Source organism: Salinimicrobium aquimaris (assembly GCF_035607535.1).
GTDB lineage: Bacteria > Bacteroidota > Bacteroidia > Flavobacteriales > Flavobacteriaceae > Salinimicrobium.
In genome coordinates, this window is sequence record NZ_JAYDZX010000001.1 from 46,368 (window position 1) to 67,041 (window position 20,674).

Below are 20,674 nucleotides of genomic sequence, written 5' to 3' on the forward strand. Positions count from 1 at the left end.
TGCCAGAATGAAGTTTACAGCAGCTCAAATAGCAGGTATTTTGGATGGGGAGGTCGAAGGAAATCCCCAGGCAGAAGTTGACAGGCTTGCAAAGATCGAGGAAGGGACAGAAGGTTCCATTACTTTTTTGGCCAATCCAAAGTACACCTCCTTTATATATTCCACAAAGGCAACAATTACTATAGTTAGCAGCAATTTTAAAGCGGAACATGATCTAACTACAACGCTTATTAAGGTTGATGATCCATACAACGCTTTTTCTAAACTTCTGGAATATTACAACCAGGTAAAGTTGAATAAATCGGGAATTGAACAACCTAATTTTATATCAGACTCAGCTTCCTACGGTGAAAATCTTTATTTAGGAGCCTTTTCATATATAGGAGACCAGGTTAAAATAGGGGACAATGTTAAGATCTTTCCCAACACTTATATAGGGGACAATGTGCAGATCGGGAATCATGTGACTATTTTCCCGGGAGCCAAGATCTATTCTGAAACCATTATTGGTAATAATTGTGTGATCCATGGCGGAGTGGTAATTGGTGCCGACGGATTTGGTTTTTCACCAAACCAGGAAGGGGTGTATTCAAAAGTTCCTCAGATTGGAAATGTTATTATTGAAGATAATGTCGATATTGGGGCCGGTACTACTATAGATAGAGCCACCTTAGGTTCTACCATTATTAGAAAAGGAGCTAAACTCGATAACCAGATCCAGATAGCTCATAATGTAGAGGTTGGTGAAAATACTGCCATTGCAGCGCAAACCGGAATTGCCGGATCCACAAAAATCGGCAAAAATTGCCTCATCGGCGGCCAGGTAGGAATTGCCGGCCATATACAAATCGGTAATGGCGTTAAGATTCAGGCGCAGTCGGGAATCGGCCGTAATATTAAGGACGGCGAAATGATCCAGGGAACCCCGGCAATAGGCTATAGTGAATACAATAAGGCCTATGTACATTTTAAACACTTACCCAAAATAGAAGATCGCTTAACCAAACTAGAAAAAAAACATTCAGATAATGGCTAAACAACGCACCATAAGTAAAGAAGTTTCTTTACAGGGAGTGGGGCTTCATACAGGTAATGAAGTCACTCTTACTTTTAAACCGGCTCCAAACAACACCGGTTACTGTTTTGTGAGAACAGATCTTGAGGGTAACCCTATGGTGGAAGCCGATGCCAACTATGTGGTGAACACCCAGCGCGGCACAAATCTGGAAAAGGATGGAGTGACCATTCAAACTTCCGAACACGTTCTTGCCGCCTGTGTGGGGCTTGAGATCGACAACCTGATCATCGAGCTAAATGCTTCTGAACCGCCAATTATGGACGGTTCTTCCAAATTCTTCATCGAAGCTTTGGAAGAAGCCGGTATTGAAGAGCAGGAATGTGATAGAGAGGAATTTGTGGTTACTGATGTTATTCGCTACCACGACGAAAAAACTGGCAGTGAGATCATCTTAATGCCTGCAGATGAGTACCAGGTGACAACCATGGTCGATTTTGGAACAAAAGTTTTGGGAACTCAGAATGCTTCCCTTCAAAAACTTTCAGATTTTAAAGCTGAAATTGCCGATGCCCGTACCTTCAGCTTTCTTCATGAACTTGAAACTCTGTTGGAGCATGGTCTTATAAAGGGAGGGGATCTAAATAATGCTATTGTTTACGTAGATAAGGAGTTGAGTCCTGAAACCATGGACAAACTAAGAGTAGCATTTAAAAAAGACAATATTGCTGTAAAACCTAACGGTATCCTCGATAACCTGACTTTACATTATCCCAATGAAGCAGCAAGACATAAGCTTCTTGACGTCATTGGAGATCTTGCTTTAGTGGGAACCAGGATCCGCGGAAAAGTTATTGCCAATAAACCCGGTCACCACGTCAATACGCAGTTCGCCAAGAAACTTTCCAAGATCATCAAGACCGAAAAAAGGAACAATGTTCCCAAATATGATCTGGACCAGGAGCCTTTAATGGATGTGAATGAGATCATGAACATCCTGCCTCACAGACCTCCATTTGTTCTGGTTGACAAGATCATTGAGCTTACCAGTGAGACTGTTGTAGGTGTCAAAAATGTCACTATGAACGAACCATTCTTTGTAGGTCATTTTCCCGGAAAACCTGTAATGCCCGGAGTCCTGCAGGTAGAGGCTATGGCACAAACCGGTGGTATCCTGGCATTAAAATCAGTGCCCGATCCTGAAAATTACCTCACCTTCTTCATGAAGATTGACAATGTAAAATTTAAAAGACAGGTAGTTCCCGGGGATACCCTCATTTTCAAGCTGGAACTGCTGGCACCTATTAGAAGAGGGATCTGCCAGATGCAGGGATATGCCTATGCCAATGGAAAATTGGTAACAGAAGCCATTTTAATGGCTCAAATTGTAAAACAAAAATAAAAATTATGAATCAACCCTTAGCATACGTACATCCCGGAGCCAAGATTGCAAAAAATGTTGTTATTGAACCATTTACTACAATTCACAATAATGTGGTAATTGGAGAAGGAACCTGGATTGGCTCGAATGTTACTATTATGGAAGGGGCAAGGATTGGTAAAAATTGCAATATTTTTCCCGGAGCAGTAATTTCTGCAGTGCCACAGGATAAAAAATTTAATGACGAAGACACCATTACCGAGATAGGTGACAACACCACAATTAGAGAGTGCGTTACCATAAACCGTGGTACTACCGACAGGATGAAGACCAAAATTGGTAGCAACTGCTGGATCATGGCTTACTGTCATATTGCGCATGACTGCGTGGTGGGTGACAATTGTATTTTCTCAAACAACAGTACCCTTGCTGGTCACATTAACGTAGGGGATTATGTGGTTCTAGCCGGAATGGCAGCCATTCAGCAGTTTTGTAGCATTGGGAGCCACGCCTTTGTGACCGGTGGTTCACTGGTGCGTAAAGATGTTCCGCCGTTCGTTAAAGCCGGTAGAGAGCCACTTTCCTATGTTGGTGTGAATTCCATCGGGTTGAGACGTCGCGGTTTTACTACTGAAAAGATCCGCGAGATCCAAGATATCTACAGGATATTGTATCAAAAGAATTATAATAACAGCCAGGCAGTTGCTATTATTGAAGCCGAAATGGAAGCAACATCCGAAAGGGATGATATTTTAGAGTTTATAAAGAATTCCCAGCGCGGAATTATGAAAGGATATATTAGTTCAAATTAATCAAGTCGTAAAATGGCAAGTACAAGCGATATTAGAAATGGGTTGTGTATAAGATACAACCATGATATTTACAAGATCATTGAATTTCTTCATGTTAAACCGGGTAAAGGTCCTGCTTTTGTAAGAACAAAACTTAAAAGCGTTACCACCGGAAAGGTGATTGACAATACATTCTCTGCAGGTCACAAGATCGATGATGTAAGGGTTGAGACTCACAAATTCCAGTTCCTTTATAATGACGGGGAATTTTACCACTTTATGAACACCGAAGATTACACGCAGATAAGGCTTACAGAAAATGCGCTTGATGCTCCCGGACTTCTTAAAGAAGGAGAAGTGGTGACTATTCTTATCAACACCGAGGATCAAATGCCTTTATCTGTAGAAATGCCTGCAAGTGTGATTCTTGAGGTAACACATACAGAACCCGGAGTAAAAGGAAATACTGCAACTAACGCCACTAAGCCCGCAACAGTAGAAACTGGAGCCGAAGTGAACGTTCCGCTTTTCATCAATGAGGGAGACAAGATCAAGATCGAAACCGAAAAAGGAACTTACAAGGAAAGAATTAAGGAGTGATCAGTGATCAGTGTTCAGTGATCAGAAAAAATCTCACATCTCACATCTCATATCTCATATCTAAATGAAGTTTCCTCAGCAACATACTCTTGAGCAGATCGCGACCATCATTTCTTCGGAATTTGTTGGTCCGGCAGATTTTCCTGTTTTTGGAATGAACGAGATTCATGTGGTGACACCGGGAGATATTGTGTTTGTGGATCATCCTAAGTATTACGACAAGGCATTGAATTCGGCGGCCACGGTTGTTTTGATCAACAAAAAGGTGGAATGTCCTGAAGGAAAAGCGCTGTTGATTTCAGACGACCCTTTCAGGGATTTTAATAAGCTCACAAAGTACTTTAAGCCGTTTGAAAAGGCAACATCAAATATTTCAGCATCGGCAGAGATAGGAGAGGGAACTGTGGTGCAGCCGGGAGCTTTTGTGGGCAACAATGTAAAGATTGGGAAGAATTGTCTGATTCATTCCAATGTAAGTCTTTATGACAATACAGTGATAGGTGACAATGTTACTATTCATTCAGGTTCAGTTTTGGGTGGCGATGCTTTTTACTACAAAAAACGTCCTGAAGGATATGACAAGCTTATTTCCGGTGGTAGGGTAGTTATTAAAAATCACGTTGATATTGGTGCTAATTGTACTATTGATAAAGGGGTTACGGGAGACACTACTATTGGAAAGGGGACAAAGCTGGATAATCTTATTCAGGTGGGGCATGATACCGTGATTGGAGAGAATTGCCTTATTGCTTCCCAGGTGGGAATTGCAGGTGCAGTTGTAATTGAAGATGATGTGACGATCTGGGGACAGGCAGGATTCCGTAGTGGTATTGTAGTCAAAAAAGGAACTGTGGTTATGGGACAGGCCGGGATCACAAAATCAACAAAAGAAAATACTGTATATTCGGGAAATCCTGCAATGGAATCGCGGGAGTGGCTCAAGGAGTTGGCTCTTTTGCGCCGTTTGCCTAAATTAATGGAAAAAATAAACAGTTGATATGGAACCAAAAGACTGCGTTGCAAAATTCTATTCTTCAGATTTCTACAAGAACCCAGATTCAGTAAAGGAATATCTGCATCCCGAAGCACAACTTTTCTGGAACAGTAGCGCAGGTTTTCACAAGCTTTCCTATTCAGAGATTGCCGATATGTCCAAAGAACTTTCCCAGTCCTTTGAACATCTAAGGGCAGACATAAGCCACCTTCTTAGTGACGGCAATACTGTGACAATTAGGTTCACCTATTATGTTCGCACGGTGGAGAATCCCGATGAGGAACTTCCTATGGCACATTTTATTGCCATTTGGGAATGCAGGAACGGCAAAATGTACAAGGGCCATCAAATTAGTCAGCAGGCCGATGACAGCCCTGAAAATCTCGATTCTTTCCTTCCAATTAATTAGTAAAAACACTTTAGGTTTCTTTTATAAAAACCTAATTTTGCAACTGAAAAATCAAATAATCAACTATGAGCGTTTTAGTCAATAAAGATTCAAAAATAATTGTACAAGGATTTACCGGAAGTGAAGGTACTTTTCATGCCGGCCAAATGATAGAATATGGAACAAATGTAGTAGGTGGAGTTACTCCGGGAAAAGGAGGACAAAAGCACCTTGAAAAGCCTGTTTTTAACACCGTATCTGATGCTGTGAAAGAAACAGGAGCCGATGTTTCAATTATTTTTGTACCGCCGGCATTCGCAGCCGATGCTATTATGGAAGCTGCCGATGCAGGGATCAAAGTAATTATCACTATTACTGAAGGAATTCCTGTTGCCGATATGATTAAAGCCGCCGATTATATTAAAGATAAAGATTGTCGACTTGTGGGGCCTAACTGTCCCGGAGTGATCACTCCGGAAGAGGCGAAAGTGGGAATTATGCCTGGCTTTGTCTTCAAAAAAGGTAATGTTGGTATCGTTTCTAAATCCGGGACGCTTACTTACGAAGCAGCCGATCAGGTTGTAAAGCAGGGACTTGGAATCACAACTGCAATTGGAATTGGAGGAGACCCAATTATTGGAACTACTACCAAAGAAGCTGTTGAGCTGTTGATGAACGACGATGAGACAGAATGCATCGTTATGATTGGAGAGATTGGTGGACAACTTGAAGCCGATGCTGCACGTTGGATTAAAGAGAATGGGAACAAAAAACCTGTTGTTGGTTTTATTGCAGGTGAAACTGCGCCAAAAGGAAGAACAATGGGACACGCCGGAGCTATTGTTGGTGGAAGCGAAGATACCGCGGAAGCTAAGAAAGCCATCATGCGCGAGTGCGGAATCAATGTAGTTGATTCTCCTGCCGAAATTGGTAAAAAGGTTAAAGAAGTTATGGGATAAGCATTCCCGTACAGGATAGATAAAACCTCCGTTACCTGTCAAAAATGGCAGTTTCCGGAGGTTTTTTAGTCTTGACCGTTGTTTTAGTATATTTGAACGAATAAAAACCACACCAGGAAAACAGATATTTAATCATGAAATTACTAGAAGGAAAAAATGCCATTATCACCGGTGCCAGTAGAGGGATTGGGAAAGGAATAGCCGAAGTATTTGCAAAACACGGCGCCAATGTCGCCTTTACATACAGCTCTTCTGCCGAAGCTGCTAACCAGCTTGAAAAGGAGCTTCAGGAACTGGGAGTTAAAGCAAAAGGTTATAAATCTAACGCGGCCGACTTTAAAGAAGCTGAAGAACTCGTGAAAAATGTTCTTGAAGACTTCGGAAGCATTGACGTACTTGTAAATAATGCCGGAATTACAAAAGATAACCTGCTTATGCGAATGAGCGAGGAAGATTTTGACAAGGTGATCGAGGTAAACCTGAAGTCTGTTTTCAACATGACAAAAGCTGTTCAAAGAACCATGCTTAAACAGCGCCAGGGAAGCATTATCAACATGAGCAGTGTAGTTGGAGTGAAAGGTAATGCCGGCCAGGCAAACTATGCCGCCTCTAAAGCCGGAATGATTGGTTTCTCTAAATCTATGGCTCTTGAACTTGGTTCCCGAAACATTCGTACGAACGTAATCGCACCGGGCTTCATTGAAACCGAGATGACCGGAAAACTGGATGAAAAAGTTGTTGAAGGTTGGAGAGAGGCTATCCCGCTTAAACGTGGCGGTACGCCCGAAGATATTGCAAATACCTGCGTCTTCCTGGCAAGTGACCTTAGTGCCTATATTACCGGACAGGTCATCAATGTTGACGGCGGAATGCTCACCTAATTCTATATTGAATATTGAGAATTTGAAATTAAGGCTGCTTAAAAAGGGCATTTTAGAATGAACTTTTTGAGCAGCCTTTTTCACTTGGCATTATTTGCGTATTTTTCTTTCTCTAATCAATCCCATGCCTGCTTCAACGATTTTTCTACTCCTTCTTTCCTTTGTGCTTGCACTAGCCCTGGCGTTATTCCAGTATTTCTATAAGGCAAAAAAAAGAGGTTCCAAAAATGCCATTTTTGCGGCCCTTCGTTTTGTCACAATTTTTTCACTTCTGGTCCTGCTCATCAATCCAAAGATCAGCAGTACAGAATACTACAATGAGAAACCATCGCTTGTACTTGCTGTAGATAATTCTTCATCAATTAAGGAATTCGGGGCAGGAGAAGAGGTGAAAGAGCTGGTGGATCAAATACAACAGGACCCGCAGCTGAGGAATAATTTCGACATTGAAGCTTATAGCTTTGGAAGTGAATTGCAGCAATTTGATACTCTTAATTTTGAAGAAGGGCAAACCAATTTACCTTCGGTTTTTAAGGATCTTTCGGGTTTGTATGAAAATAAGGTCGCTCCGGTGATCTTCATAACCGATGGAAACCAAACTTTGGGCGAGGACTTCACATTTGTCGCAGATCGTTTCCGGCAGCCGATCTTGCCTGTGGTTGTGGGTGATACAGCAAAGTATCAGGATCTTAGTATTTCCAGGATCAATGTCAATAAATATGCTTTTTTAAATAACCGCTTTCCGGTGGAGATATTTGCGAATTACTCCGGAAATACTTCCGCAGAGACCAGGTTGGAAATTCGCAGGGGAAATGCAGTGGTCTATTCTAAAGCTGTTTCATTTTCTTCGGAAAAGAATTCGGAAGTAATTCAGGTTCAACTACCTGCAAATTCTATAGGAGTTCATATTTATGAGGTACGACTGTTGCCGCTTGAAGCCGAAAAGAATATTCTGAACAATAGCCGCGAATTTGCGGTGAGGGTAATTGATGAACGCACCAAAGTCCTGGTGGCGTATTCGATCCTGCATCCCGATCTGGGAACGCTTAAAAGTTCTATTGAAAGCAACCAGCAGCGTGAGGTAGAACTAAAGCCAGTTTCTGAGGTTTCAGGTTTAGATGAATATCAGCTTGTCATTTTGTATCAGCCAGATGGTAGATTCAAAGCTTTAATAAATCAGCTTGTGGCTCAAAACCGAAACTATTTTCTTATTACCGGCCCCGAAACAGATTTCTCATTTCTTAACAGACAACAGGAGATTTTTCAGCAGGAGATCACTAATCAGTCAGAAGAATATTTCCCGGTGTGGAATGAGAATTTCAAGGCATTTCAAACGGAGGATATTGGATATTCAGATTTTCCGCCGCTGGAAGGTAGCTTTGGAAATCTCAACTTCCCCCAAACACTCGACGTTCTTCTTTACAGAGAGGTGCAAGGAATAAAAACCAATGTTCCGCTTTTAGGACTTGCCACTAGTGGAGATTCAAAAATGGCATTTTTGTTCGGTGCTAATATCTGGCGGTGGAGGGGAGTTGTTTACCGGGAAACAGGTTCCTTTCAGAAATTTGATGATCTAATGGGGAAGTTCGTACAATTCCTTGCCTCCAAAAGCAGACAGGAGTGGCTTCTGGTCGAATATGAGCCTCTCTATGCAGGTAGTGAAGCTGTGATTATAAGTGCGGACTACTTTGACCAGAGCTATAATTTTGATCCCCGTGCAAATCTTGAACTTCAGCTTGAGAACATCGAGACGGGGGAGCAGCGACAGGTTCCATTTTTGTTGAAGGGAAACTCGTTTGAGGTGGATCTTAGCAGCCTACAGGCAGGAAATTATTCGTTCGAAGTAAAGGTAGCCGGAGAAAATATTTCCCGTTCCGGCAGTTTCAGGATCTTAGATTTCAATGTTGAACAACAATTTGCCCGGGCCAACCTTGAAGGGCTTCAGCAAATAGCTGCTCAAAAAGGGCAGGAGATTTATTTTTTATCGGAATTCAGCAGGCTCAAAAATGAGCTTTTGTCCTCCAATTCTTACGCAACAATTCAAAAAAGCCGTCAAAAGGACGTATCTTTGATCGACTGGAAATATTTGCTGGGAATCATCATTTTAGCCCTGAGTGCAGAATGGTTTCTCAGAAAATACTACGGCCTTATTTAACTATTTATTTATTTTTTATGGAAAGATTACCCAAAATAGGCCTGCCTATTCTGTTTGCAGGTATTATTTTAATTATCCTCATTGCCAAGTCGACGATTACTATTGATTCGGGAGAAGCCGGAGTTCTCTATCAAACCTTTGGTGGAGGAGTTGTTGTAGATGAACCACCCCTGGGGGAAGGTTTTCACTTTGTAGCTCCCTGGAACAAAGTTTATGTTTATGAAGTTCGCCAGCAATCCCTCGATGAAAGAATGCAGGTTTTGTCCTCCAACGGTCTCGAGATCGAAGTAGATGCTTCGGTGTGGTTTCAACCGGACTATGAGGATCTTGGAGCCTTACACAAGGAAAAGGGAGAAGCATACATTCAGAGGGTGTTGCAGCCTGCGGTGCGCTCGGCTGCCCGTGCGGTAGTGGGAAGATACAATCCGGAGCAGCTTTATGCCAGCAAACGTGAGGCTATTCAGAAGGAGATCTTTGAAGAAACTCAGTTGCTGCTTAAAGATCAATACGTGCAGATCAACGAGGTGTTGGTAAGGGATGTTTCTCTGCCTTCCACTATTAAGGAAGCGATCGAGAGAAAACTGAGACAGGAACAGGAGTCACTGGAATACGAATACCGTCTTACTAAAGCTGAACAGGAAGCCGAAAGACAGCGAATTGACGCCGAAGGAAAGGCGCGTGCTAACCAGATCCTGGCTGCTTCTCTTACTGATAAAGTCCTGGAAGAAAAAGGAATTCAGGCTACCCTGGAACTAGCAAGATCTCCTAACGCGAAAGTTGTGGTGATAGGTGGAGAAAATGGAATGCCATTGATCCTTGGAAATAACTAAAACTTTATTTAAATATTTCCGTTTTTCAAATAAAACTGTATTTTTGCAGTAGTAAAATGAAAACACAACAACTACATCATCATCATTCTCATACGTTCGCTCTTGCGAGGTGAGATTGATATGTGTATAAACCATATTTTTAAAACCCGTTTGAGCAGCTCAAACGGGTTTTTTTATTTCCCTTTGTGCTGTCCAGACCAAAAATGAAAAACATGAAGAGAATAAGAATTGCAGTTCAAAAGTCGGGAAGGTTACACGATGACTCCCTCAAACTACTAAAGGATGCCGGAATTTCAATCGACAACGGGAGAGAGCAATTGAAAGCTACCTCCGGAAATTTTCCGCTGGAGGTTTTTTACCTCCGCAATGGGGACATTCCGCAGTACCTAAGAGATGGTGTTGTTGATGCTGCGATCATTGGAGAGAATGTGCTGGTTGAAAAAGGCGAGGACATTAGAATGGCCGAAAAACTTGGCTTTTCCAAGTGCCGGGTTTCCCTGGCTGTTCCCAAGACGGCAAAGTACACAGGGGTAGAAGGGCTGGAAGGGGCAAGGATCGCAACTTCTTACCCAAACACGGTTCGGAATTACCTCTCAAAAAAGGGAGTTACAGCCGACCTCCATATTATCAACGGCTCGGTAGAGATCGCGCCAAATATTGGACTGGCCGATGCAATTTGTGATATAGTATCCAGCGGTAGCACCCTTTTTAAAAATAATTTGAAGGAGGTAGAGGTAATGCTCAAAAGTGAAGCTGTGCTTGCCGTTTCTCCAAAAATTTCTTCGGAAGTTGACGAGATCCTGAAGAAACTTCAGTTCAGGATCAAAGCTGTATTGCGAGCCCGTAATTCAAAGTACATTTTGATGAACGTTCCCAATTCGAAAATAGATGCTGTAGTTAAGTTATTGCCGGGCATGAGAAGTCCCACCGTTCTGCCACTGGCTGAAGAAGGCTGGAGCTCTCTGCACACCGTAATTTCTGAAGAAAAGTTCTGGGAAGTTATCGATGAACTTAAGTCCAACGGCGCCGAGGGAATACTCGTTGCTCCAATAGAAAAAATGGTACTCTAAAAGCTGAAACAATGAAAAAATTCTTTGATCCGGAGCAACAGGAATGGGAAGCGATCCTTGAGCGACCAACCAAAACTGTTGCCGATATCGAGCAGATCGTAGAACAGATCTTTAGGGAAGTCAAAACCGGTGGTGATTCATCGGTCCGGAAGTACGCCGAATTATTTGACGGTTTCAATTCTGAAACCTTTGAAGTTTCCTCTGAAGAGATTGAAGCAGCAACCGGCAAGGTTTCAAAAGAGCTTAAAGCTGCTATAGCTCTTGCTAAAGAGAACATCGGGAAATTCCACGCGGTTCAGAAAACGGAAAAAGTTTCCGTAGAAACTGTAGCCGGAGTCCAATGCTGGCAGGAAAAACGACCTATTCAAAAAGTAGGGCTGTATATCCCCGGCGGTACTGCGCCTCTGTTTTCAACCATTTTAATGCTTGCTGTCCCTGCACAAATTGCAGGATGTAAGGAAGTGATCCTATGTACACCCCCGGCTAAAGACGGTTCTGTTAATCCTGCGATCCTTTACACTGCAAAACTTTGTGGTATAGACAAGATATACAAGGTTGGAGGAATCCAGGCGGTTGCCGCCATGACCTTTGGAACCGAAACTATTGAAAAGGTCTCCAAGATCTTTGGACCGGGAAACCAGTATGTCACGGTTGCAAAGCAAATGGCCACCAAATACAATGTTGCTATCGACATGCCTGCAGGTCCTTCTGAACTACTTGTTGTAGCCGATGATACTGCCGATGCTGCCTTTGTAGCTTCCGATCTGCTTTCCCAAGCCGAACATGGTGTTGATAGTCAGGTGGTGCTGGTCTCCCTTTCAAAGCAATTGCTGGAAGATGTGGAGACCGAAATTCACGCTCAGATAAAGGAGCTTCCCCGAAAAGAGATCGCAGAGGCGGCAATAGAAAATTCCCGGTTTATCTATATGAGTTCTGCGGAAAAAGCTCTGGATCTCATCAATGAATATGCCCCGGAGCACTTTATTGTATGTACCTCCAAAAATGACTTTTTTGTGCAGAATATCATGAATGCGGGATCTGTGTTTATAGGGAATTATACTCCCGAAAGTGCCGGAGATTATGCATCGGGCACCAACCACACCTTACCCACAAATGGATATGCCAAACAATATAGCGGCGTGAATCTAGATAGTTTTACCAAGGCCATCACTTTTCAGGAGATCTCTTCTGAAGGAATCCGGAATATTGGGAAATCCATTGAGCTCATGGCCGAAGCTGAAGGTTTACAGGCTCACAAGAATGCCGTTACTTTAAGATTAAACAAGCTGAAATCTTCGGGAAATGAATAAGAATTTTGATCTGGAGCGCCTGGTGCGACCGAATGTCCTTCAAATGAAGCCGTATTCTTCGGCAAGGGACGAGTACAAAACAGACGGCCGAAAAATGACATTTTTGGATGCCAATGAAAATCCGTTCGAAAACGGAGTGAACCGCTATCCAGACCCGCAGCAGGGAAAAGTGAAGCAGGTGCTTGCCTCTCAAAAAGGGGTTTCTGAAACAAAAATATTGTTGGGTAACGGCAGTGACGAAGTCCTTGACTTGATCTATCGCGCATTTTGCCGGCCGCAGGTTGATAATGTCATTACGCTGCCGCCAACCTATGGAATGTACAAGGTACTGGCAGGTCTTAATGAGGTGGAAGACCGGGAAGTAGTTTTGAAGTCAAACTTTCAACCAGATGTGGAGGCAATTCTGGCGGAAGTGAATGAGCAGACAAAGATCATCTTTCTTTGCTCTCCTAATAATCCTACAGGGAATTCATTTTCAGAAGCTTCCGTAGAAAAGATACTAAAAGACTTCAGCGGATTGGTAGTAATTGACGAAGCCTACATCGATTTTTCGGCTGAAAATAGCTGGCTGGAGCGGCTTGAAGAATTCCCAAATCTGGTGATCACCCAAACGCTTTCCAAGGCTTATGGCATGGCAGGGATCAGGTTAGGGATCTGTTATGCTTCCGAAGAAATTATTGCGGTTCTCAATAAGATCAAGCCGCCCTACAATGTGAATGAGCTTACGCAGCAAAGAGCTTTGGAGCGGCTTTCAAAACCGGAGGAGGTGAACAGGGAAGTGCAGCTTATCCTTGAGGAAAGGGATCTGCTCGCAGCTAACCTCTCAAAAATGGCATTTGTGAAGGAGATTTTTCCATCAGACGCAAATTTTCTTTTAGCTAGAGTTGAGAATGCCGGCGAAAAATATGAGCAGCTAATCAAGGCCGGCGTGGTGGTACGAAATCGCAGCAATCAACAGCTGTGTGAGAACACTTTGAGGTTTACGGTAGGTACGCCCACAGAAAATCAGGAATTATTAAAGAAATTAAAAGAACTTGAAGCATGAAAAAGGTTTTATTCATAGATCGTGATGGTACAATAGTATTAGAGCCGGAAGATTTTCAACTTGATCATTTTGACAAGCTGGAATTTTATCCTGAAGTTTTTCAATACCTCTCAAAAATTGCACGGGAACTGGATTATGAGCTGGTGATGGTCACAAATCAGGATGGATTGGGAACAGATTCTTTTCCGGAAGATACTTTTTGGCCCGTGCAAAACTTTGTGCTGAAAGCCTTGGAAAATGAAGGAGTGAAATTTTCGGAAGTGGTTATTGACCGCACTTTTCCGGAAGACAATGCACCTACCCGAAAACCGGGCACAGGTCTGCTAAAGGCCTACTTTGATTCAGAAAAATATGATCTTCAAAACTCATTCGTGCTTGGCGACCGACTCACCGATATGGAGCTGGCAAAGAATCTTGGAGCGAAGGGAATATTTATTACCGGGCATGAAGAGCTGGGGAGTAATGAACTTTCAGTCAGGAAAGAGGAGCTTGAAAAATGTATAAAACTGGAGACTAACAGCTGGAAGGATATCTATGAATTCCTGAAACTGGAGGAGCGCACTGCTTCCATAAACAGGAAAACTAATGAAACAGATATTTCTATCGCTTTGAACCTCGATGGCACCGGGAAAAGCAAGATCGATACAGGAATTAAATTCTTTGATCACATGCTGGACCAGATCGCCCGTCACGGACAAATGGACCTGGAGATTAAAGTTAAGGGTGACCTTGAGGTTGATGAGCACCACACCATTGAAGATACTGCGATCGCCCTCGGAGAAGTTTTTTCAAAAGCTTTTGGAAATAAACTCGGAATTGAACGCTATGGATTTGCACTACCAATGGATGATTGCCTGGCACAGGTAGCCATTGATTTCGGCGGAAGGAACTGGCTGGTTTGGGAAGCCGATTTTAAAAGGGAGATGATTGGAGCAATGCCCACAGAAATGTTCTACCACTTCTTCAAATCCTTCACAGACGGAGCAAGAGCCAATTTGAACGTTAAAGCCGAAGGCACTAATGAACACCATAAGATAGAAGCCATTTTTAAAGCTTTTGCAAAAGCTATAAAAGTTGCGGTAAAAAGAGATCCCGATAAAATGATCCTGCCGTCAACCAAGGGAATGTTGTAGTAGACATTAGACATTAGACGGTAGACGGTAGACGGTGGACGGGAGACTTTAAATTTTAGACAAAGTTTAAACATGAAAATTGTAATTATAGATTACGGAGCGGGGAATATCCAAAGCATCAAATTTGCCCTGGAACGACTTGGCTACACGGGAATTTTAAGTAGCGATGCAGAAGAAATAAAGGCTGCCGATAAGGTCATTTTTCCGGGAGTGGGAGAGGCTAGTTCGGCGATGCGGAAGTTGAGAAGTACAGGATTGGATAAAGTAATTCCGCAGTTGAAGCAGCCGGTTCTGGGAATTTGCCTGGGAATGCAGTTAATGTGCAACTGGTCTGAAGAAGGGGATACTAAAGGATTGGGAATCTTTGATGTCGATGTGATCCATTTTGAAAAGACACTCAAAGTGCCGCATATCGGCTGGAACCGAATAAAGGACCTGAAAACTGACCTTTTTGAAGGGATAGCTGAAAGTGAGTTTGTTTACCTGGTGCACAGTTTTTACGCGCCCGTTTGTTCTGAGACCATAGCCAAATGTGACTACGGAGTGAATTATTCATCTGCCCTGCAAAAAGATAATTTCTACGGAGTTCAGTTTCATCCGGAGAAAAGCAGTGAAGCCGGGGAGAATATTCTGGGAAATTTTTTGAAGATTGGATAATTTGAAGATTTGGAAATTTGAAGATTTGAAGATGTAAATTAAGGACCTCTCGACTCCGCTCGAGGTGACAAATTGCACTATAACAATTAACAACTAACAAATAACAATGCGTATAATTCCGGCAATAGACATCATCGACGGGAAGTGTGTAAGGCTTTCCCAGGGCGATTATAATTCAAAGAAAATTTACAATGAAAATCCGTTGGAGGTGGCGAAGCAATTTGAGGATCATGGGATAAAGTATTTACACCTGGTAGATTTGGACGGAGCCAAGTCAAAGCACATTGTGAATTATAAAGTTCTGGAACAGATCGCTTCAGGCACCGATCTCCGGATCGATTTTGGCGGCGGACTGAAATCTGACAAGGATCTGGAAATCGCTTTTAACAGCGGAGCTGCCCAGATCACCGGCGGAAGTATAGCGGTAAAGGATAGGGAAACTTTTCTTTCGTGGCTCGAGAAATATGGCAGCGAAAAGATCATTTTAGGAGCCGATGCAAAGGATGAAAAAGTAGCGGTAAGTGGCTGGCTGGAGGACTCGAAGGAAGAACTGCTACCGTTTATAAAGAATTATTCTGAGAACGGAATAAGTTATGTGATCTGCACAGACATTGCTAAAGACGGCATGTTAGAAGGTCCGTCTTTTGACCTGTATCAAAAGATACTTGAGGAACTGCCAGATGTGAAACTGATAGCCTCCGGAGGAATTGCAGAATTTGATGATCTTCCGAAGCTTCAGGAAATTGGATGTGAAGGAGCCATTTTAGGAAAGGCGATCTATGAGAATAAGATTAGCTTAAAGCAGCTGGAGAAATTTGTTTTTTGAGAGACAAGAACCAAGAGCCAAGAGCCAAGACTATAAAAGCACCAAATCCCAAGCACCAAATTCCAATGATAACAAGCACCAAATTTCAATAATTAAATGAGAAGATGTATTAGCAAAAAGAATCCCACATCTCACATCTCACATCTCAAGTCTAATATCTAAATAATGCTGACAAAAAGAATAATTCCCTGTCTGGATATCAAAGACGGAAGAACAGTGAAAGGAGTCAATTTTGTGAGTCTGCGGGATGCAGGTGATCCTGTGGAGCTGGCGGAGATCTACTCAAAGTCGGGCGCAGATGAGCTGGTGTTCCTGGATATTTCGGCTACCGAAGAAAAGAGGAAAACCCTTGCAGAACTTGTGCGAAGGGTGGCAGCTACAATAAATATCCCATTTACGGTAGGGGGAGGAGTCTCCTCTGTGGAAGATGTGGATGTACTGCTTCAAAATGGTGCCGATAAAGTGGCTATTAATTCTTCTGCCGTAAAGAATCCGGAATTGATCAATGAATTGGCAGCCAAGTTTGGAAGGCAGTGTATCGTCGTGGCAATAGATGCGAAACAAGTAAGAAATAAATGGCTGGTGCACTTGGTAGGTGGAAAAGTCCCCACAGAAATCGACCTTTTTGACTGGGTAGTGGAAGTAGAAAAACGTGGAGCAGGAGAGATCCTTTTCACCTCTATGGATCACGACGGAACTAAAGCCGGATTTGCGAATGAGGCTTTGGAGAAAATTTCAAAACTGGTGAGAATACCTGTTATTGCTTCGGGCGGTGCGGGAAATAAAGAACATTTTTGCGAGGCCTTTAAGAAAGGGAAAGCGGATGCTGCCTTGGCTGCAAGTGTTTTTCATTTCAAGGAAATAGAAATAAAAGACCTGAAACAGGAGATGAAGGAGCAGGGAATTGAAGTACGGATCTAGTGTTCAGTGGTAGGTGGTCAGTGATCAGTGGTCAGTGGTCAGTGATCAGTGATCAGTGATGTTTAATTTGAAATCTGCGAAGATCTGCGGCATCTGCGGGAAATATTATTGGAGGTTGGGTTAATTAGGACTCGCATTTAGTAAGGTCCGGATCTTTATGAGAAGTATGTCCAACCAGACCACCACGCAGTTAATATCACTTGACAAAAATTGAAATTAAATGTAAAAAACAGGAGTATGAAGATAGATTTTAGTAAAGATAGGGACGGATTAGTTCCGGCGATAATACAGGATGCAGAGACAAAGAATGTTCTTATGCTGGGCTATATGAATGAAGAGGCATTCAGGAAAACGCAGGAGACCCGAAAAGTGACCTTTTTCAGCAGGAGCAAGCAGAGGCTTTGGACCAAAGGAGAGGAAAGTGGTAATTTTCTTCACCTTGAGGACATGAAGATAGATTGCGATAATGATACGCTGTTGGTCTTCGTGAATCCTGAAGGACCTACCTGTCATAAAGGAACTGACACCTGCTGGGGAGAAAAAAATGATTCAGAAATGTCATTTTTGACACAGCTGGAAACGGTGATCTCCGATAGAAAAATTAACCTGGAGAATGAAAAAAGTTATGTGGCCTCTCTGTTTAGAAGCGGAATCAATAAAGTGGCTCAAAAAGTAGGTGAGGAGGCTGTTGAAGTGGTCATAGAGTCCAAGGATGACAACGATGACCTTTTTCTAAATGAAAGCGCTGATCTTTTATTTCACTATTTGATCCTGTTGCAGGCCAAAGGCTTTAAGTTGGCAGATGTTACAAAGATCCTGGAGTCCAGGCACAGCACAAAATAAAAAAGAGCCTGTCTGAAAAGTGCATTTCGTCAAGCTGAACTTGTTTCAGCTTCCAATTTATTTTTCTTTTAAATTGGTTTTGATCCTGAAATAAATTCAAGATGACGTATTACATGCTTTTCAGACAGACTCTTTACAAATCTAATCTTCAAATTATTATTTAGAATCTTCGGAATTGGTTTCCTTTTTGGCCTTTTCAACCTTGATGGTCAATTCCTTCTTCTCTTCATCCAGATCCATGAAAACCTTGTCTCCTTCAGAAATATGGGAGGTGATAATCTCTTCGGCGAGAGCATCCTCGATATATTTCTGGATTGCTCTGTTCAAAGGTCTTGCACCGTACTGCTTGTCGAAGCCTTTTTCAGCTATATAATCTTTTGCTTTTTTGCTCAATTCAAGATCATAACCAAGAGCTCCAATTCTTCCGAAGAGTTTTTCCAGCTCGATATCGATGATCTTGTGAATATCTTCCTGCTCAAGCGGATTAAAGATCACAACGTCATCAACACGGTTCAGGAATTCTGGTGCGAAGGCTTTTTTCAATGCACTTTCTATCACTCCGCGGGCATTCTCGTCCATCTGGTTCTTTCTTGCAGAAGTTCCAAATCCAACTCCCTGTCCAAAATCCTTTAGTTTTCTCGCTCCAATATTGGAGGTCATAATGATGATGGTATTTCTGAAATCGATCTTGCGACCTAAACTATCTGTCAAATATCCGTCATCAAGGACTTGAAGCAGCATGTTGAAAACATCCGGGTGCGCCTTCTCAACCTCGTCCAGCAGGATCACCGCGTAAGGCTTTCTGCGGACTTTCTCGGTCAGCTGTCCGCCCTCTTCATAGCCTACGTATCCCGGAGGTGCTCCTATCAACCTGCTCACCGCAAATTTTTCCATGTATTCGCTCATGTCAATGCGTATCAACGCATCTTCATTGTCGAACAGCTCACGGGAAAGGATCTTCGCCAGCTGAGTCTTACCAACCCCGGTTTGCCCCAGGAAGATAAAGGAACCAATTGGTTTGTTCGGATCTTTAAGTCCGGCACGATTTCGCTGGATTGCCTTCACAACCTTGCCGACAGCTTCATCCTGGCCAATCACTTTGCCTTTGATCAATTCTGGCAGAAGAGCTAGTTTGTTGATTTCAGTTTGTGCAATTCTGTTAACAGGAACTCCTGTCATCATTGACACAACATCGGCAACATTATCCTCTGTGACCGTTTCACGGTGCATTTTGCTTTCTTCTTCCCAACGGGCCTGTGCCTGGGCAAGATCTTTCTCAATATTCTTCTCGTCATCACGAAGTTTTGCAGCCTCTTCGTATTTCTGCTTTTTGACCACAGTATTTTTAAGCTCCCTTACTTCCTCCAGTTTTCGCTCGAGTTCAAGGATCTGCTTAGGTACATCGATGTTCGTGATGTGCACCCTGGATCCTGCTTCATCAAGGGCATCGATAGCCTTGTCTGGCAGGAACCTGTCGGTCATATATCTGCTGGTAAGCTTAACACAAGCCTGAATGGCTTCATCTGTATAGGTAACGTTGTGGTGTTCTTCGTATTTGTCCTTTATATTGTTTAAGATCTCGATAGTTTCCTCAATCGAAGTTGGTTCGACAATCACTTTTTGGAAACGTCTTTCCAAAGCTCCGTCCTTTTCAATGTATTGCCTGTACTCGTCAAGCGTGGTAGCACCAATACATTGAATTTCACCCCTTGCAAGGGCTGGTTTGAACATGTTACTTGCGTCCAGACTTCCTGTTGCACCACCGGCACCAACGATTGTGTGGATCTCATCGATGAAAAGGATGATATCATCATTCTTTTCCAGCTCGTTCATGACGGCTTTCATACGCTCCTCGAACTGTCCGCGGTACTTTGTTCCTGCCACTAAACTGGCAAGATCAAGAGTGACGACACGCTTATCAAAAAGAATCCTTGATACTTTACGCTTTACAATTCTAAGGGCAAGACCTTCAGCAATTGCAGATTTACCAACACCCGGTTCCCCGATAAGAAGCGGATTGTTCTTTTTTCTTCGGCTTAAGATTTGCGAAACGCGCTCGATTTCTTTCTCACGCCCAACAACAGGATCAAGCTTATCGAGCTCTGCCAGGGCAGTTAGATCCCTTCCGAAGTTATCCAGAACGGGAGTCTTCGACTTCTTGGTGGATTTTCCGGGAGTACCGGCAAAAGGATTGCTTTTTCCGGAGTCATCCGAACTGGAATCCTCATCTGAAAATGATTCAGATGTTGGAGAGTCGATATAATCGTCGTCGTTAGTGATCATATATTTGAACTGATCTTTTACCCCATCATAGTCTACCTTCAGCTTATTTAGAAGCTTGGTAGTGGGGTCATTCTCATTTCTCAATATACACAACAGCAGGTGTGCTGTGTTAATGGAAGTACTTTGAAAAAGCTTGGCTTCCAAAAATGTCGTCTTCAAAGCTCTTTCTGCCTGTCTTGTTAAATGCAGGTTCCTTTTTTCATTAGATTCTACAGCTACATTGGGATTGGCGGGGCTTAGGATCTCGACCTTTCTTCTCAAATGAGTGAGGTCCACATCCAGGGCATTAAGTATATTAATGGCTTTACCATCACCATCTCTTAGAAGACCAAGCATTAAATGCTCGGTACCAATAAAGTCATGGCCAAGCCTTAGTGCTTCTTCCTTGCTATAGGCAATCACGTCTTTTACTCTTGGTGAAAAATTATCATCCATGTTAATTCCTTTCTCTCTTGTTATTTATGTACAGGTTTCAAAAACCGTACCCGATTCTCTGAACTGTGTTTATCTGAAGTAAAGCTAATTGACGAATTTGTGTCAATAAAACAAAGCAGAATGTAATGAACTTATTAACCAAGCACAACTAAAAATT

19 protein-coding genes are annotated in these 20,674 nt (G+C 42.7%); 18 read left to right on the top strand and 1 reads right to left on the bottom strand.

Annotation, left to right across the window (positions count from 1 at the left end; all coding sequences use genetic code 11):
• Nucleotides 1–7: 7 nt before the first annotated feature.
• From lpxD to hisIE, 18 genes are all read left to right on the top strand, one after another.
• Nucleotides 8–1,036: a UDP-3-O-(3-hydroxymyristoyl)glucosamine N-acyltransferase gene (lpxD, locus tag VR862_RS00225; protein WP_324718919.1), complete on the top strand. Its 1,029-nt coding sequence runs from the start codon at nt 8–10 to the stop codon at nt 1,034–1,036.
• The gene (locus VR862_RS00230; RefSeq protein WP_324718920.1) at nt 1,029–2,417 is read left to right on the top strand and encodes a bifunctional UDP-3-O-[3-hydroxymyristoyl] N-acetylglucosamine deacetylase/3-hydroxyacyl-ACP dehydratase; all 1,389 of its coding nucleotides are present in this window, start codon (nt 1,029–1,031) and stop codon (nt 2,415–2,417) included. The genes lpxD and VR862_RS00230 overlap by 8 nt, the downstream gene beginning before the upstream one ends.
• A gap of 5 nt (nt 2,418–2,422) precedes the next feature.
• The gene (gene lpxA, locus VR862_RS00235) at nt 2,423–3,208 is read left to right on the top strand and encodes an acyl-ACP--UDP-N-acetylglucosamine O-acyltransferase (protein ID WP_324718921.1); all 786 of its coding nucleotides are present in this window, start codon (nt 2,423–2,425) and stop codon (nt 3,206–3,208) included.
• Nucleotides 3,209–3,220: 12 nt separating this feature from the next.
• On the top strand, nt 3,221–3,787 hold the full coding sequence (efp, locus tag VR862_RS00240; RefSeq protein ID WP_324718922.1) for an elongation factor P: 567 nt from the start codon (nt 3,221–3,223) through the stop codon (nt 3,785–3,787).
• Nucleotides 3,788–3,851: 64 nt separating this feature from the next.
• Nucleotides 3,852–4,784, top strand: a complete 933-nt coding sequence (locus VR862_RS00245; RefSeq protein WP_324718923.1) for a UDP-3-O-(3-hydroxymyristoyl)glucosamine N-acyltransferase — start codon at nt 3,852–3,854, stop codon at nt 4,782–4,784.
• A gap of 1 nt (nt 4,785) precedes the next feature.
• Complete coding sequence (locus tag VR862_RS00250; protein WP_324718924.1) at nt 4,786–5,190, top strand: nuclear transport factor 2 family protein; 405 nt, start codon at nt 4,786–4,788, stop codon at nt 5,188–5,190.
• Between the two features lie 65 nt (nt 5,191–5,255).
• A complete protein-coding gene (gene sucD, locus VR862_RS00255) occupies nt 5,256–6,128 on the top strand; it encodes a succinate--CoA ligase subunit alpha (RefSeq protein WP_324718925.1) in 873 nt (290 codons plus the stop codon).
• 134 nt (nt 6,129–6,262) lie between these two features.
• Nucleotides 6,263–7,009: a 3-oxoacyl-[acyl-carrier-protein] reductase gene (fabG, locus tag VR862_RS00260; protein WP_324718926.1), complete on the top strand. Its 747-nt coding sequence runs from the start codon at nt 6,263–6,265 to the stop codon at nt 7,007–7,009.
• A gap of 124 nt (nt 7,010–7,133) precedes the next feature.
• Nucleotides 7,134–9,164 (top strand): VWA domain-containing protein, encoded by a 2,031-nt coding sequence (locus tag VR862_RS00265; protein ID WP_324718927.1) that lies wholly within the window; start codon nt 7,134–7,136, stop codon nt 9,162–9,164.
• 17 nt (nt 9,165–9,181) lie between these two features.
• Nucleotides 9,182–9,994: a prohibitin family protein gene (locus tag VR862_RS00270; RefSeq protein WP_324718928.1), complete on the top strand. Its 813-nt coding sequence runs from the start codon at nt 9,182–9,184 to the stop codon at nt 9,992–9,994.
• A 212-nt stretch (nt 9,995–10,206) separates the two neighbouring features.
• Nucleotides 10,207–11,064: an ATP phosphoribosyltransferase gene (hisG, locus tag VR862_RS00275; protein WP_324718929.1), complete on the top strand. Its 858-nt coding sequence runs from the start codon at nt 10,207–10,209 to the stop codon at nt 11,062–11,064.
• An 11-nt stretch (nt 11,065–11,075) separates the two neighbouring features.
• Nucleotides 11,076–12,374 carry a histidinol dehydrogenase gene (hisD, locus tag VR862_RS00280; RefSeq protein WP_324718930.1) on the top strand — a complete coding sequence of 433 codons (1,299 nt, stop codon included), beginning with the start codon at nt 11,076–11,078 and terminating at the stop codon, nt 12,372–12,374.
• Nucleotides 12,367–13,419: a histidinol-phosphate transaminase gene (gene hisC, locus VR862_RS00285; RefSeq protein ID WP_324718931.1), complete on the top strand. Its 1,053-nt coding sequence runs from the start codon at nt 12,367–12,369 to the stop codon at nt 13,417–13,419. Before hisD ends, hisC begins: the two co-directional genes overlap by 8 nt.
• Nucleotides 13,416–14,552: a bifunctional histidinol-phosphatase/imidazoleglycerol-phosphate dehydratase HisB gene (gene hisB, locus VR862_RS00290; RefSeq protein WP_324718932.1), complete on the top strand. Its 1,137-nt coding sequence runs from the start codon at nt 13,416–13,418 to the stop codon at nt 14,550–14,552. The genes hisC and hisB overlap by 4 nt, the downstream gene beginning before the upstream one ends.
• A 72-nt stretch (nt 14,553–14,624) precedes the next feature.
• The gene (hisH, locus tag VR862_RS00295; RefSeq protein WP_324718933.1) at nt 14,625–15,209 is read left to right on the top strand and encodes an imidazole glycerol phosphate synthase subunit HisH; all 585 of its coding nucleotides are present in this window, start codon (nt 14,625–14,627) and stop codon (nt 15,207–15,209) included.
• 106 nt (nt 15,210–15,315) lie between these two features.
• Complete coding sequence (gene hisA, locus VR862_RS00300; RefSeq protein WP_324718934.1) at nt 15,316–16,035, top strand: 1-(5-phosphoribosyl)-5-[(5-phosphoribosylamino)methylideneamino]imidazole-4-carboxamide isomerase; 720 nt, start codon at nt 15,316–15,318, stop codon at nt 16,033–16,035.
• Between the two features lie 165 nt (nt 16,036–16,200).
• Nucleotides 16,201–16,956 (top strand): imidazole glycerol phosphate synthase subunit HisF, encoded by a 756-nt coding sequence (gene hisF / locus VR862_RS00305; RefSeq protein ID WP_324718935.1) that lies wholly within the window; start codon nt 16,201–16,203, stop codon nt 16,954–16,956.
• A gap of 237 nt (nt 16,957–17,193) precedes the next feature.
• Nucleotides 17,194–17,799: a bifunctional phosphoribosyl-AMP cyclohydrolase/phosphoribosyl-ATP diphosphatase HisIE gene (hisIE, locus tag VR862_RS00310; protein ID WP_324718936.1), complete on the top strand. Its 606-nt coding sequence runs from the start codon at nt 17,194–17,196 to the stop codon at nt 17,797–17,799.
• A 156-nt stretch (nt 17,800–17,955) separates the two neighbouring features.
• Here hisIE and VR862_RS00315 read toward each other — a convergent pair whose 3' ends face one another.
• Nucleotides 17,956–20,517 (bottom strand): ATP-dependent Clp protease ATP-binding subunit, encoded by a 2,562-nt coding sequence (locus tag VR862_RS00315; RefSeq protein ID WP_324718937.1) that lies wholly within the window; start codon nt 20,515–20,517, stop codon nt 17,956–17,958.
• Nucleotides 20,518–20,674 lie beyond the last annotated feature (157 nt).